The organism is Corynebacterium sp. HMSC06C06 (assembly GCF_001807295.1).
In the GTDB taxonomy this organism is placed as follows: Bacteria; Actinomycetota; Actinomycetes; order Mycobacteriales; family Mycobacteriaceae; genus Corynebacterium; species Corynebacterium striatum.
This window is the reverse complement of the sequence record NZ_KV788482.1, coordinates 22,453-35,860: the sequence shown is the minus strand read 5'-3', so window position 1 is coordinate 35,860 and position 13,408 is coordinate 22,453. Positions and strand designations below refer to the sequence as shown.

14 protein-coding genes are annotated in these 13,408 nt (G+C 60.9%); 2 read left to right on the top strand and 12 right to left on the bottom strand.

The window, feature by feature from the left end; translation table 11 throughout:
* Nucleotides 1–46 precede the first annotated feature (46 nt).
* From hemB to HMPREF3153_RS03845, 5 genes are all read right to left on the bottom strand, one after another.
* Complete coding sequence (hemB, locus tag HMPREF3153_RS03865; RefSeq protein WP_070420070.1) at nt 47–1,024, bottom strand: porphobilinogen synthase; 978 nt, start codon at nt 1,022–1,024, stop codon at nt 47–49.
* Nucleotides 1,025–1,113: 89 nt separating this feature from the next.
* Nucleotides 1,114–2,793 carry a bifunctional uroporphyrinogen-III C-methyltransferase/uroporphyrinogen-III synthase gene (locus HMPREF3153_RS03860; RefSeq protein ID WP_046645661.1) on the bottom strand — a complete coding sequence of 560 codons (1,680 nt, stop codon included), beginning with the start codon at nt 2,791–2,793 and terminating at the stop codon, nt 1,114–1,116.
* Between the two features lie 215 nt (nt 2,794–3,008).
* A complete protein-coding gene (hemC, locus tag HMPREF3153_RS03855; RefSeq protein ID WP_046645662.1) occupies nt 3,009–3,896 on the bottom strand; it encodes a hydroxymethylbilane synthase in 888 nt (295 codons plus the stop codon).
* A gap of 15 nt (nt 3,897–3,911) precedes the next feature.
* Entirely contained in the window at nt 3,912–5,279 is a 1,368-nt protein-coding gene (locus HMPREF3153_RS03850) for a glutamyl-tRNA reductase (protein ID WP_070420069.1), read from the bottom strand.
* 111 nt (nt 5,280–5,390) lie between these two features.
* A complete protein-coding gene (locus HMPREF3153_RS03845) occupies nt 5,391–5,633 on the bottom strand; it encodes a glutaredoxin family protein (protein WP_005527603.1) in 243 nt (80 codons plus the stop codon).
* A gap of 153 nt (nt 5,634–5,786) precedes the next feature.
* Between HMPREF3153_RS03845 and HMPREF3153_RS03840 the strand changes: the two genes are divergently transcribed.
* Nucleotides 5,787–6,803 (top strand): HAD-IB family hydrolase, encoded by a 1,017-nt coding sequence (locus HMPREF3153_RS03840; protein ID WP_005527602.1) that lies wholly within the window; start codon nt 5,787–5,789, stop codon nt 6,801–6,803.
* Between the two features lie 69 nt (nt 6,804–6,872).
* On the opposite strand, the gene HMPREF3153_RS12385 is transcribed toward HMPREF3153_RS03840, so the two are convergent.
* The 5 genes from HMPREF3153_RS12385 to HMPREF3153_RS03820 form a co-directional block, all read right to left on the bottom strand.
* Nucleotides 6,873–6,974 (bottom strand): 30S ribosomal protein bS22, encoded by a 102-nt coding sequence (locus tag HMPREF3153_RS12385; RefSeq protein WP_003855542.1) that lies wholly within the window; start codon nt 6,972–6,974, stop codon nt 6,873–6,875.
* 255 nt (nt 6,975–7,229) lie between these two features.
* The gene (locus tag HMPREF3153_RS03835) at nt 7,230–7,418 is read right to left on the bottom strand and encodes a helix-turn-helix domain-containing protein (protein ID WP_005527601.1); all 189 of its coding nucleotides are present in this window, start codon (nt 7,416–7,418) and stop codon (nt 7,230–7,232) included.
* Between the two features lie 206 nt (nt 7,419–7,624).
* Nucleotides 7,625–8,470 (bottom strand): pyrroline-5-carboxylate reductase, encoded by an 846-nt coding sequence (proC, locus tag HMPREF3153_RS03830; protein ID WP_070420068.1) that lies wholly within the window; start codon nt 8,468–8,470, stop codon nt 7,625–7,627.
* 141 nt (nt 8,471–8,611) lie between these two features.
* Entirely contained in the window at nt 8,612–9,562 is a 951-nt protein-coding gene (locus HMPREF3153_RS03825) for a hypothetical protein (RefSeq protein WP_070420067.1), read from the bottom strand.
* A gap of 9 nt (nt 9,563–9,571) precedes the next feature.
* Complete coding sequence (locus HMPREF3153_RS03820) at nt 9,572–10,501, bottom strand: Ppx/GppA family phosphatase (protein ID WP_080548581.1); 930 nt, start codon at nt 10,499–10,501, stop codon at nt 9,572–9,574.
* A 33-nt stretch (nt 10,502–10,534) separates the two neighbouring features.
* Between HMPREF3153_RS03820 and HMPREF3153_RS03815 the strand changes: the two genes are divergently transcribed.
* Nucleotides 10,535–11,434, top strand: a complete 900-nt coding sequence (locus tag HMPREF3153_RS03815; RefSeq protein WP_046645664.1) for a DUF3109 family protein — start codon at nt 10,535–10,537, stop codon at nt 11,432–11,434.
* Here HMPREF3153_RS03815 and HMPREF3153_RS03810 read toward each other — a convergent pair.
* Together HMPREF3153_RS03810 and HMPREF3153_RS03805 are read right to left on the bottom strand one after the other, a co-directional pair.
* Entirely contained in the window at nt 11,431–12,129 is a 699-nt protein-coding gene (locus tag HMPREF3153_RS03810) for a response regulator transcription factor (protein WP_070420066.1), read from the bottom strand. The genes HMPREF3153_RS03815 and HMPREF3153_RS03810 overlap by 4 nt on opposite strands.
* Nucleotides 12,126–13,388, bottom strand: a complete 1,263-nt coding sequence (locus tag HMPREF3153_RS03805) for a sensor histidine kinase (protein WP_046645665.1) — start codon at nt 13,386–13,388, stop codon at nt 12,126–12,128. Before HMPREF3153_RS03805 ends, HMPREF3153_RS03810 begins: the two co-directional genes overlap by 4 nt.
* Nucleotides 13,389–13,408: the final 20 nt, after the last annotated feature.

Here is a 13,408-nt window from a genome sequence, read left to right as displayed (position 1 = left end):
GTTTGAAGCTGGTGGGCCAAAATCACTTCTGAACTTAGTTCAGAAACTACTTCAGAAGTCGCGCTGCGTCGGTGGCGAAGTAGGTCAGAATCTGATCCGCACCTGCACGCTTGAATGCAGTCAAGGACTCCAGCATAACGGCCTCACCGTCAATCCAGCCATTCTGCGCAGCCGCCTTAATCATGGCGTACTCGCCAGAGACCTGGTACACGGCCACCGGCACGCAGGAGCGCTCCACCGCTGCCGCCAGCACATCGAGGTAAGGCAGGCCCGGCTTGACCATGACGAAGTCCGCGCCCTCTTCGATGTCGAGGTCGATCTCCAGCAGGGACTCGCGGAGGTTGCGCGGATCCTGCTGGTAGGTGCGGCGGTCGCCCTCCAGAGAGGAGCCCACGGCATCGCGGAACGGGCCAAAGAACGCAGAGGCGTACTTGGCCGAGTAGGCCATGATGGCGACGTCCTCGTGGCCGGCCTCGTCAAGGGCCTCGCGGATGGCGGCGATCTGGCCATCCATCATTCCAGATGGGCTAACCATGTGCGCGCCAGCGCGGGCTTGGGAGCGAGCCATGTCCTGGTAGAGCTTCACCGTCTCATCATTCTTGACGCGGCCCTTGTCATCCACCACGCCACAGTGTCCGTGGGAGGTGAACTCGTCCAGGCAGGTGTCCGCCATGACGATGAGGTCATCGCCGAATTCACGGCGCAGCTCCTCGATGCCGCGGTTCAGGATTCCCTGCGGATCCCATGCCACGGAACCGGTCTCATCCTTATCCTCGTCCAGCGGCACGCCGAAGAGGTCCACGCACTTGACGCCCGCATCGAGCGCCTCATGCGCGGCGCGCTTCAAGGAATCGAAGGTGTGCTGATAAACCCCCGGCATGGAGGGGATCTCGCGGGACTCGTCAATACCGTCAACGATGAACATTGGCAGAATCAGATCTGCCGGACGCAGTGTAGTTTCCGCAACAAGCTCGCGGAAAGCTGGGGACTGGCGCAGACGGCGGGGGCGACGAATAAGATCCATAATGACTTCTCCTTTGGGCTCACCCTGTCACAGGCGAGCACGCGTGAAGGCTTTTTCTTGTGCCCCGCTAGTCTACTCAGCCGCAGCGTCTATGCAGACTTGGCGCTCGTCTTACGCTTGCGACGCTTCTTACGCGGCGCAGGCAGGTTGCCAGCGGCGCGCAGTGCGGCGACGTGCTCGGCGAGGGCGTCGATAAGCGCAGGCACCTCAGCGACCTCCGGAACCACATCAACGCGCAGGCCCAACTCCTCAGCCGCGGCCTTCGTGGACGGTCCGATGCAAGCAATGATGGTGCGAGCGTGCGGCTTGCCAGCGATACCCACCAAGTTGCGCACGGTCGAGCCAGAGGTAAACGCCACGGCGTCAAAACCGCCCGACTTGATCATGTCGCGCACCTCAGCCGCAGGCGGTGCCGCACGCACGGTACGGTAAGCCACGACGTCGTCGACCTCCCAGCCCAGCTCCTCCAGGCCGGTCACCAGGGCGTCGCCAGCAATGTCAGCGCGCGGCAACAGCACGCGGCCCACAGCATCGATGTCCTCGACGTAGTTGGGGAAGACCTCAACCAGGCCCTCGGCGTTCTGCTTGCGCTTATTCGGCAACAGCTCCGGGACCATGCCCTTGGCGCGGATGGCGTCGGCGGTCTTGCTGCCCACCGCTGCCAGGTGCACGCCTGCGAAGTCGCGGGCATCCAGGCCCAGATCGGCGATCTTCTCCCACACAGCAGAGACTGCGTTGACAGAGGTAAACACGATCCACTTGTAGCGGCCTTCCACGATGCCCTTGATGGCGCGGTCCATCTGCGCCGGGTTACGCGGCGGCTCCACCGAGATGGTGGGCACAGACTGCGGGATAGCGCCGTAGCCAGCCAGACGCGCGGACATGGCAGCCGCCTGCTCCTTGGTGCGCGGCACGAGCACGCGCCAGCCGTACAGCGGGCGATTTTCCCACCAGGAGTACTTAGAACGATCGTCGAAGCTGCGGCCCAGGGTCACCACGAGGTCACCCGGCAGCTCGGCGTCGAGCTTGCCCAAGGTGCCCAAGGTGGTCTCGTGGGTGCGCTGCAGGCGGGTGGTGCCATGCACGGTGACGTAGGCTTCCATGTCCGCGGACATGCCACGGTCGATGAGCTCGCGAGAAATCAGCGGCAGGTCCTCAGCAGTAGCCTGCAGTACGAGCGGCTGCGTCGCACTTGCCAGGGAGTCCCAATCAGCGCCTTCGGTAATGTCCGCCTCGGTGTAGGTCGCGCCCAGCGCCAGACCTGCAAAGGAGGGGACGGTGGAAGGCAAGGACATGCCCGGAACAACCTGGAATTCCAGGCCTGCCGCGGCCACGGCGGAAATCTCCGCTTTGATGGACTCGCGGTTGAGCGGGTTGCCGCTTACCAGGCGGATGACATCGAGGCCGTCGGCTTCAACCAGCGCTTCACGCATTTGCTTGACGACGTCTTCCCCATCCGGGGCATAAAAGACAGCTGCGGTAGGCGCGGCAGGACGCGGCGGCTTGCGGCGTGCGCCAGCCTCCTTGGCCTCGGCGCAGATGCGTGCGTACTCGGCCTCGGCGGCGTCGAGAAGCTCCTGCGGCACGGGGACCGCACGGGCGACAACGTCGCGCACTCCGGAGGAAACCTCGGCGTCGACAATAGCGATGGCGTTCGCCTCGAGAACCTCGCGGGCGCGGACGGTCAACAGCTCAGGGTTGCCTGGGCCGGCGCCCACAAATACGACTTTGCCCAGTTCAGACTGGATGTCCGGCACAGCGTTGCTCATAAGGTTCTTTTCTACGTTTGGGTCTCAGGCGCCCCGCACGGACATGATCGTGCGCAGCGTTTTCCCTGCTACCAGCGGGCGGTGTTCTTCACAGCGTATTAACGGCCAAAATCCCAGGCCAGAAGTCCTGGGATCTGTTTAAGGGGGGCCAAATCATTGGAGGCCAATGATCGTGTGCTAGATACACCTTAAATTATCAAGGCCTAAACAAAAAATTAGTTGCCCAGCAGCTCGGCTGCACCGCGGGAGAAAAGCTCCTCGGAGACAGCGCTGCCCAGCTGGGCTGCATCGCTCAAAGGTCCCGTTGCGGAAGCCAAAAGCTGACGCGATCCGTCTAGGGCGAAGACGCCACCGCGCACGGTCAGCTGACCGTTCTCTATGGTGGAGGTTGCAGCCACGGGCGCGGTGCAGCCTGCCTCCAGGCGGGAGAGGACAGTGCGCTCGCCGAGGGAGGCGGCGGAAGCCTGCTCGTCAATCAAGGTCTCGATGGCACGGGCTGCGGCGGAGTCCTTGACTGCCTCAATGGCCAGCGCGCCCTGCGCTGGGGCCGGCATGAAGGTGTCCGGGGCAAAGACCTCGCTGGCCATATCCTGGTAATCGGCACGGACTAGGCCCGCGTAAGCCAAGACCACGGCGTCGAGTTCACCGGAGGTCACCTTGCCCATACGGGTGTCGATGTTGCCGCGCAGCGGCTGAATGTCGAGGTCTGGGCGCATCGCCTTGAGCTGGCTAATACGGCGCGGCGCCGAGGTACCCACGCGGGCCCCCTCGGGCAGCTGCGCTAAGGTCAGGCCGTCGCGTGCCACGAGGGCTTCGCGCACGTCTTGGCGCTCCGGCACGACGAGGAGGAAACGCTCGTCGGCCGCGGTGGGAAGGTCCTTGAAGGAGTGGACCGCGATGTCGCACTCGCCACCGTACAGCGCCTCGCGCAGGGCCTGCGTAAACACGCCCACACCGATGCGCTCGACGGGCGCCATGTTGACGTCACCATGGGTGGTGACAATGTGCAGCTCGGACTCAAAGCCGTTGACCTTCAGCCAGTCGCGCACGTGGCCCGACTGCGTGGTGGCCAGCTTGGAACCGCGAGTACCGATCTTGAACATAAAAAGTTTTTCCTCTTACTTGGCGTTGTTCTCTTGGCTCTTTTTGACTTCACTCAAGTCGGGCAGCTGGTCGACGTCGACCGCCACACCTGTGCCTTCAATCTGCAGGCCAAAGAGTTCCTGCAGGGCCGTCTCGTGGCTGACTGTACCGGAGTTAGCAGCCAGTTGCTTCGCACGAACGGTCGGCTCGTGCAGGAGCTTGTCCACCACGCGCTTCAAGGCGCGGTTGACGTCATCCATCTGCTTATCATCGAGCTCCGGGTGCTTCTGGGTCAGGCGCGCAACCTCGCACTCGACGAGGTCGGCGGCGCGGCGTCGCAAAGCAGAAACCGCGGGCACCACGTCGCGCACGCGTTGTGCGGAAGCGTAGGCCTCGAGCTCCTCGTTCACGATGCGGCGTGCCTGCGCGTGCGGGCTCGTACCAGCAGCGATGTCGGTATCCGCAGCGCTCAGGGAGCGGCTCAGGCGCTCAATGTTGACCAGGTCCACACCTTCAGCCTCCGCAGCTGCGTCCTCGATGTCACGCGGCAGGGACAGGACAATGAGCATGAGGGTGCGGCCGGTGACGCCATGCTTGGCGACGTCGTCTGCCTCAATGGTGAAGTTCTGTGCACCGGTAGCGGAGATGGCAAGGTCTACCCGGCTAAGCGCACGGGCGCGGTCTTCAAAGTCGATGACCTCGGCGTGAACCCCAGCCTCATGGGCATGGGAAGCCAGGCGCTCTGCGCGCTCGCGGGTGCGGTTAGCGATAATGAGCTCCGCGCCCAAGCGGCCCGCATGCGTTGCCGCGAGGGAAGCCATGGCCCCTGCCCCCAGAATGAGCGCGGTCTTGCCGTGGAGATCCTCTACGCCCATGCGCTGGGTGGCCTGGTCGAACGCAAAGGACACCATGGAGGAACCGGCCTCGTCGATCTCGGTTTCGGTGTGTACTCGCTTGCCAGTGTGCAGCGCGGACTGGGCCAAGGCGTGGATGCGCGGGCCCACAGTTCCTTGCTCAGCCGCGGACTGGTAGGCGGTGCGCACCTGGCCGATAATCTGCTGCTCGCCCATCACCATGGAGTCAAGACCGGAGGTAACCGTCATGAGATGTTCAGCAGCCGCGTCGGCATAACGCACATACAGATAACCGCGCAGCTCATCTTCCGGGACACCAGAAACCTCGGTCAGGACGTGCACGACGTCTTGGACTCCGGTGTGGAAGGAGTTGGTGACCGTGTATACCTCCATGCGATTGCACGTGGAGATAATCATGGCCTCGGACAGAGATTGTGCAGAAACCAGCTCCCCGCAAGCGGTCGTTTGCACCGCGGCATCCATGCTTAGCTTCTCCAGCAGCGCTACTGGTGCCGACTGGTGGGACATGCCCACGACGAGCACACTCATGCACAATCCTCCACTTTCAGATCAACCCTTTGATTGATGCAAATCAACCAAAAGACTACTAGTTGGTTCGGAAAAATCCGAACTAAGGCAGTACTAATTCGCCTGAATCAATTAAGAAGCGAGCTCCGCGGCCAGCTCGTCATTGTCGACTTCCCAGCAAGAGAACTCCTCGCCGTCAATAACCACAACGGGCACGCGGTCGCCATATTCCATGGCCAGCTCTTGATCCTCATCGACGTTGCGCACATTAAATTCGGCGTCAGCAGCCTCCACGACCGGAGTGATTTGTTCCCGGACTCGCTTGCAGGAACCGCAGGTAGTACGGACCATCAACTCGACGACGCGGCGCGACATATAACTATTTTCTCCTGACTTAGACGCTCGAAAAGACGCCATTGGCCTAAAGGTTTACTATGGACACGATAGTCTGCCACACCGTCGAAAGCTGCATGCGTGTCCGCATCCTCTAGTTCCCCTGGGGCCTCCCAGCCCCCTACCCCACCCATAATGCCCAATTCTCCGCGCGACTTCCTTGCAAACTGGACAGCCAGCCGCGGCAATCTCCGCAACTTCTTGGAGAACCAAGCCTTTGCTCCGCTTGATGATGAGGCGCAAAAGGCAGCAGGTGAAGCCGCTGCCAGCGCGGCGGTGGACAGCATCTTCGGGCTGGACCTTAAGTCCTACCACTCGGGCGTGGACTCTGTGCAGGGCTCTTTCGAATCCGCTGGCGCAAAGAAGATCACCCAGCCGGACCCCGACATCCCGCAGGACGCCGGCGCGGCCGCCTTCTTCGACGTGGACAACACGCTCATTCAAGGCTCCTCGCTCGTGGCCTTTGCCTTTGGTTTGTACCGCAAGCGTTACTTCAAGCTGCGGGAGATCCTGCCGATTGCGTGGAAACAGCTGAAATACCGCGTCTCCGGCAGTGAGAACGCCGACGATATCGCCGCCGGCCGCGTTCAGGCCTTGGAGTTTGTCAAAGGCCGCACAGTGGAAGACATGGTGGCACTGTGCGAGGAAATCGTGGACGCCTCGCTGGCTCGCCGCGCCTACCCGGGCACCAACCAGCTGGCGCAGATGCACATCGCGGCCGGCCAGCAAGTGTGGCTGGTGACCGCGACCCCGGTTCAGCTAGCCCAGGTTCTGGCAAAGCGCTTTGGCTTCACTGGCGCTCTGGGTACTGTCCCTGAGGTTGTCGATGGCAAATTCACCGGCCGTCTCGTGGGCGATATCCTCCACGGCCCCGGCAAGACCCACGCAGTCGCGGCATTGGCCACGATAGAGAACCTCGACTTGGAGCGCTGCACGGCCTACTCTGACTCCGTAAACGACGTTCCCATGCTCTCGATGGTGGGGACCCCCGTGGCCATTAACCCGGACTCCAAGCTGCGCGACGTGGCTGAGGACAACGGCTGGCTCATCCGCGACTACCGCTCGGTGCGCAAGGCAGTACGCACCTACGGCCTGCCTGCCATGGCCACTGCTGCCTTCTCCTACGGCAGCTGGCGTTTGATGCGCAAGTAAGGAATCAGTCAACTCCCGGGCTAAGTAGCAAGAAGGCCCTGACTCCCAAAGGAGCCAGGGCCTTAATGTTTACTTGCCAAGCTTACGACGCTGAACGCGGGTACGGCGCAGCATCTTGCGGTGCTTCTTCTTGGACATGCGCTTACGGCGCTTCTTGATGACAGAGCCCATAGTAGGTTTCCTCACTTTCGAGATCAGTACGTACTAAACCTGCCAGCAACAGCCTGGAAATGGCCGCTAAGGTGCACTTCTCAGCAACCCCGCACTCTCCTAGGAATGCTCCTCGGAAAAAGCGGAAGACGCAGGACCGCTGGCACGAATGGTCACTATCTTACCCAGAGTGCACCTGAGCACCAAAAAGGCAGCGCCCACCACCGCAGACCAAGCTGGTCAACAGAGGTGGGCGCTGCAAAGGCGCGAGTAAATTTAAGCTCCGTAAACGGAAGCCTCAAGGTACTCGTTAACAGCAGACTCGTGAACACGGAAAGAGCGTCCAACGCGAACTGCCGGCATCTCGCCTGCGTGAACCAAACGGTAGACAGTCATCTTGGAGACTCGCATGATCTCTGCGACCTCGGCGATGGTCAAAAAGGTTCCCTTATCTTCATTAGCCATAGTTAATCTAACCCTTCAGCCCGTGACGCGCTGTAGGCTTCCCCTCCCACAGGACATTCACGCACGTGCTTGTACTAGCCTAGCGTGAAACCTGTGACTAATGCGACCCAAGAGCCAAATTTTTTCTCAGGTGTCCCCCAGCTAACCTCAAACTCCCCGCACAACTGGTGTCACACCAGGATCACGCTATGAAGAATTTGGTCCACTCAAGGGGACACCCGCATAACAACGATGTCGTTTAAGGCCACAAAAGTCGGGTTCCAGCCAAGCTCCTTGGCGCGCTGCGCGCAGGCCTCAGCCGCGCGGTAGAAAGCACCTCGGATACCCGACTCTTCGAGCTCGCGGATCGCAGCAGCCGTAGTGCCACCAGGAGAGGTCACTCCAGCGCGCAACGCAAGCGGTTCGCGACCTGAGTCCACGAGCATCGCTCCTGCGCCCGCTGCGGTCTGTGTGGCGAGCTTGGTAGCGACGTCGCGTGTAAGGCCCAGCTGCACACCCGCATCAATCAGAGACTCCACCACGAGGAAGAAGTACGCCGGTGCCGAACCCGCCAGCGCGGCAGCAGCGTCGATGTCCTTCTCGGCCACCACAGCCACTTCACCGACGGCCTCCAAGAGCTTGACGACGCCCTCAAACTGCTCATCGCTCACGTGGGTACCCTTAGTTGCCGTACTCATGCCCTTCCCCACGAGCATCGGGGTATTTGGCATAACACGCACCACCGGTACGCCCTCACCAGCCGCAGTCTCCAGCTTTTCGAGCTGAACGCCGGCCGCAAGTGACACAGCGACGGCGGTCTTGGGCAGCTCGGCCTCCGCAAAGACTTCTTCGATGGCATAAGGCTTGACGCAGCCGAACACGAAGTCCGCATCCTGGGCGGCTTCCTTGTTATCGCTGGCCGTCTTCACACCATAGGCCTTCTCCAGCTCAGCGCGACGCTCCTCGCGACGATTAGTCACCACGATGTCTGCGCCGTCGTAGCCCGCATTCACGAGTCCAGAAACGAGCGCCTCACCGATTTGTCCTCCACCAAGTACTGCAATCTTTGTCATGGACACCACAGTGCCAGAAAGCCCGAAGTCTGGCCAAAGCCCACTGTTGGCAAACAAAAAGCGCGCCCCCGTTCTAGTGAACGATGGGGCGCGCTGTGCGTTAAGCGTGGCCGCTCAACCTTGGCGATGAGCGCGGTGGTGCTACATCACGATGAGCAGCGGGCCGAAGGTCAGCACGAGGCCAACGAATGCAGCCAGCGTCATCGAAATGCCGTCCCGGTTGGTGCGCAGTACGTGTACGAGCGCCACCATGAGAGCAGTAACCGCAATGGCGAGGATTGCCACAACAGAGCGGGAGAAGCTATCCCACAGGATTTCAAAGCCCTTAAAGACGACCGCACCAAGAACGATGCCAATGAGTGCAAGGAGAAGTACGGAGAACGGGTTGAGCTTCTCGTCCTCTTCCTCGAAGTCCTCCTCGGTCTCAACAACGTCAGTCTGGTCCTTCTTGTCCAGCTCCTTCTCGCTTGCCTTTACCGAGACACTAGCTTCGGTTGCGCCATCGGTGGGCGGGGTCAGGGCGTCGTCAAGCTTGGTGTCGGATTCCTTCTCCGCAAGCGTGGCCTCAGCCTTGTCCCCCTTCACCGCGTCGCCCTTAGCGACGCCGCCCTTAGCGACGCCGCTCTTAGCGACGCCGCTCTCGGCAGCGTCAGACTTAGCTGCAGCGCCCGCGCCTGCTGCTGCCGCAGCAACGCCAGCGCCGGCCGCAGCGGACTGCTTAGGCGCGGACTTCTCGTCCACGCGCTTGATGACGTGAGTGTCCTCAGTGGAAGGCTGGAATGCACTCTCCGTCTTAGCGTCCTTGACCTTGTCGCTCTCCGGCGCTTCAGCCTTCTTGGAGTCTTCTTCCTGCTTCGGTGCAGGAATGACCGGTGCGGTCTCGTCGATGGAAACGCTGGAGTGCTTCGACTGGGCCGGGGTGGCCGTTACCTTCTCAAGGTTGCCGGTAAGTTCGGCAACGGACACGCCACCGTCTTCCAAGCTACGGCGGCGGCGACGACGGCGCGAGCCGCCCTCAGATTCAGCACCAGCGTGCTCCTTCGCATTACGTGCGAGGAGCTCCGCTACTGTCAACTGTTTTTCATCAGCCACGTCTAATTCCTATTCCAGTCCCTTATCGGTGCGTCGCAGAATCACGCCTTCACGGAGTGCCCACGGGCAGATCTCCAGCTTCTCAATGCCCAAGGCGCGCATGCTTGCCTCGGCCACCAATGCGCCTGCGACGATTTGATGCGATCGGTTAGAACTTACTCCTTCAAGGTCCGCTCTGTCTGCTGCAGTCATGCGGGAGATGAAGGAAATGAGCTGTCGCAGACCCGGTGCAGTCAGCGTACGCTTCACATACGGACCCGCCGAAGAAGGCGCAGCACCCGTCAATCGGGCCAGCGTACGGAAGGTTTTCGAGGTACCCACCGCAAGGCCAGCTTCGCCCATGGCACGCATCTGCGAAGTCGCACTTACCAATTCAGCATCGATATAGTCACGGAGCATATTGACCTTAGCCTTTTCAGGCGGATCGGTATCAAACCAATTGTGGGTCAAGCGGCCTGCACCCAAGTCAAGGGAAAAGGCCAAGTCAGGGTGTTCATCGGCACCCGTGGACAGCTCCAGGGAGCCACCACCGATATCGAGGTTAGTGATGCGGCCAGCCGACCAGCCATACCAACGGCGAACCGCGAGAAACGTCAGGCGCGCTTCTTCCTCACCAGAGAGGATTTCCAGGCGTACGCCGGTTTCCTTCTCCACTGCGTCGAGCACGTGCTCCGAGTTCGGGGCAGAGCGAACCGCCGAGGTAGCAAAAGCCATGAACTCATCACAGCCCAGCTTCCTTCCCAGCTCATTCGCTTCACCGACGGCAGAAATCAGCTTCTTCAAGCCTTTTTCATGGATGTTGCCATCCTTGTCCAGCTGCTCCACAAGGCGCAGTGGGGTCTTCCAATCGCTCATCGGGCTCGGGCGTCCGCCCGTTGCGGCGTCTACCGCAACGAGATGAACGGTGTTGCTTCCGACGTCTAATACACCTAATCGCACACTCCTAGAGTAGTAGGTCTACCGTGGGTAGGTGTGAATCGCCCGAAATCTAAAGAGGTCTACCTCGGTTTTCCAGCTACCTCCCCCGCCGCCGCATCCATCCTCGCGGGCCGCGAAGAGGCTCCTGATTTTCCGCGCGAATGGTTCGAATTCACCAACCCAGCGGACCCGCTCCACGTCTTCTCCATCGATCTGACGTGGGTGGAATCGCACTACACGTGCCAATTTGGGACCTCAGCCTGCCACGGCATCGACAAGCAGCAGACCGACGTCGGGTGCTGCGTCCATGGCGCCTACATGGCCGACGAGACCGATAGGGAGCAGCTATACGACGCCGTCGAGCGCATGCCCGCCAAGTATTGGCAGCTGCGCCCGGCGGGGGTAGATAAATACCTCGCCGAAGAAGATCCCACCGAATTAGAACCATGGCTGGTGTGGGACGAGCTCGATGGTGATGACGGCGAACCAGAACCCGCGCTCAAGACCCCCATCGTGGATGGCGCGTGCATCTTTGCCAACCGCGCGGGCTGGGCCACCGGCGCCGGCTGCGCGCTCCACCAGTGGGCCATGGCGGAAGGCGAAGAGCTGACCGTGGTCAAACCGGAGGTGTGCTGGCAGCTGCCGCTGCGCCGCCACGAGGAATACGAGGAGCGCCCAGACGGCCAAGAAATCCTCCGCACCACCATTGGTGAGTATGACCGCCGCGGCTGGGGTGGCGGCGGCGAGGACTTCGACTGGTACTGCTCCACGGATGCAGCCTGCCACACCTCACCAGAGCCGATGTGGCGCTCTCAAAAGACCGAACTCATCGCTCTTATGGGCGAAGAATGCTACGCCATCTTGGCAGATCACTGCGCGGCCCGAGCACAGGCCGCAGCGGCAGGCGTAAAACTCACCCGCCACCCAGCAAGCGTGAAAGCCGACGCTTACTAAAGCTCAAACTTGTAACCGAGCCCACGCACCGTAACTAGGTGCTGCGGGCGAGAGGGCTCAGCCTCAATCTTGGAGCGCAGGCGCTTGACGTGGACGTCGAGAGTCTTGGTGTCGCCAACGTAATCGGCGCCCCAAATGCGATCGATGAGCTGCCCGCGGGTCAGCACGCGGCCCGCATTGCGCAGCAGGTACTCCAGCAAATCAAACTCTTTGAGCGGCATAGATACTTCCTCGCCGTCCACCATGACGATGTGGCGCTCCACGTCCATACGCACGCGGCCGCCCTCCAGAATCTGCTCCTCGAGCTCTTCTTCTTGGGACTCAGCCGAAACGTCATGCCCGCGGCGCAAGACAGCGCGAATGCGCGCGATGAGTTCGCGGGAAGAATAAGGCTTGGTCACGTAGTCGTCAGCGCCCAGCTCGAGGCCAACGACCTTGTCGATCTCCGAGTCACGAGCCGTCACCATGATAACGGGAACCGAGGAGGTGGCACGCAGTTGCTTGCACACATCGGTGCCGGACATTCCCGGCAGCATGAGGTCCAAAAGCACAATGTCAACGGTGTTGTTGGCGAACTGCTCCAGGGCGGTGGGTCCGTCCGAAGCGAGGATTACGTCGAAGCCTTCCTTCCGGAGGAGGAACGCTAACGGGTCCGCCAGCGACTCTTCATCTTCAACGATGAGGATGTTGGTCATTGTGCTTTGTCCTTTCGACGTGCGGCTACGCGAGCGACGGCACGAGGAAGCCCAGGCGCAGCTGAGCCGATGGCACCATCTACTTCATTATCCTGATTCTCTACGTTATCCGCTGCAGTTTCGTCTTTATAAATAGGCAGCTCGATCGTGAAGGTCGAACCCGTGCCCGGCCGCGACCACAGCTTAATATTTCCGCCGTGGTTGGCCACCACGTGCTTGACGATGGCCAAACCTAAGCCCGTTCCGCCAGTCTGGCGGGAGCGGGCCTTATCCACGCGGAAGAAGCGCTCGAAGACTCGCTTTTGGTCCTCCGGGGCGATACCGATTCCGCGGTCAGTCACGCGTACGAGCACGATGTCGGTACCGACGATCTTGAGAGTCACCGACACCGGCATCTCATCCGGCGAGTAGTGGATGGCATTGGAAATGAGGTTGGAAATAGCGGTGATAAGCAGAGCCTTATCGCCTTTGACCTGCACTCCCACCGGCTTGCCGCGGGTAAGTTCAATCTGATGTGAATCGGCTGCCAGCTGGTTGCGGGAGATTGCCTCATCAACTAGTTCATCTAGATTCAGCGGCTCCATCTCCGGTAGCGCCTCTGCGCCTTGCAACTTAGATAGGGAAATAAGCTCGTTGACCATATCCGCCATGCGGCTGGCTTCTTTTTGTAGTTTGCCACCGAAGTACTCCACGGTTTCAACGTCAGTCGGGTCATTAAGCAGAGCCTCCGCCAGCAATGCGATGCCGCCGACAGGGGTCTTGAGTTCATGGGAGACGTTGGCCACAAAGTCGCGACGTGCTGCCTCCATGCGCACGGACTCCGACTCATCTGTGCCGTACACGATGACAAAGCGGTCGTCGTTAAGCGTCAGCGGTTTGACCACCGCCAACACCTGCGTGACGCGGTTTCCCGTGCGGCGCTTGGGGATGGAAAGGTCCAGCGAGCGAGTTTCCTTGTCCTCAAAGACCTCTTCAGCGACCTTCCAGATGTCAGGATTAACAGACCTGTCATGGACCAGCGACATCTCATGCGCAGAGGGATTGGAAAGAATGACTTCCTTTGCCCGGGAGAGCACGGTGATGCCGGTCGGTGCGCCTTGGATTGCGAGGTGCAGCACCTGGCTCACGGTGGTGACCTGGTTTGCATCGGCTTCGTTGGACTTGCGGTAACGCTCCCAGCGCCCGCGGAACCACGTGATCACCGGTAGGGCGAGGCCGCACACGACCACGCCGGCAAAGAAAGCTAAAACTAGTTCCACGAGTCCACTAAAAAGTTAAA

Coding starts and splice junctions, on each gene's coding strand:
- HMPREF3153_RS03810 (WP_070420066.1), bottom strand. CDS start 12,129: ATGACCAACATCCTCATCGTTGAAGATGAAGAGTCGCTGGCGGACCCG.
- HMPREF3153_RS03845 (WP_005527603.1), bottom strand. CDS start 5,633: ATGTCGCGCCGCGTCGTCGAGTTGATGGTCCGTACTACCTGCGGTTCC.
- proC (WP_070420068.1), bottom strand. CDS start 8,470: ATGACAAAGATTGCAGTACTTGGTGGAGGACAAATCGGTGAGGCGCTC.
- HMPREF3153_RS03850 (WP_070420069.1), bottom strand. CDS start 5,279: ATGAGTGTGCTCGTCGTGGGCATGTCCCACCAGTCGGCACCAGTAGCG.
- HMPREF3153_RS03835 (WP_005527601.1), bottom strand. CDS start 7,418: ATGGCTAATGAAGATAAGGGAACCTTTTTGACCATCGCCGAGGTCGCA.
- hemC (WP_046645662.1), bottom strand. CDS start 3,896: ATGTTCAAGATCGGTACTCGCGGTTCCAAGCTGGCCACCACGCAGTCG.
- HMPREF3153_RS12385 (WP_003855542.1), bottom strand. CDS start 6,974: ATGGGCTCTGTCATCAAGAAGCGCCGTAAGCGCATGTCCAAGAAGAAG.
- HMPREF3153_RS03860 (WP_046645661.1), bottom strand. CDS start 2,793: ATGAGCAACGCTGTGCCGGACATCCAGTCTGAACTGGGCAAAGTCGTA.
- hemB (WP_070420070.1), bottom strand. CDS start 1,024: ATGGATCTTATTCGTCGCCCCCGCCGTCTGCGCCAGTCCCCAGCTTTC.
- HMPREF3153_RS03840 (WP_005527602.1), top strand. CDS start 5,787: ATGCCCAATTCTCCGCGCGACTTCCTTGCAAACTGGACAGCCAGCCGC.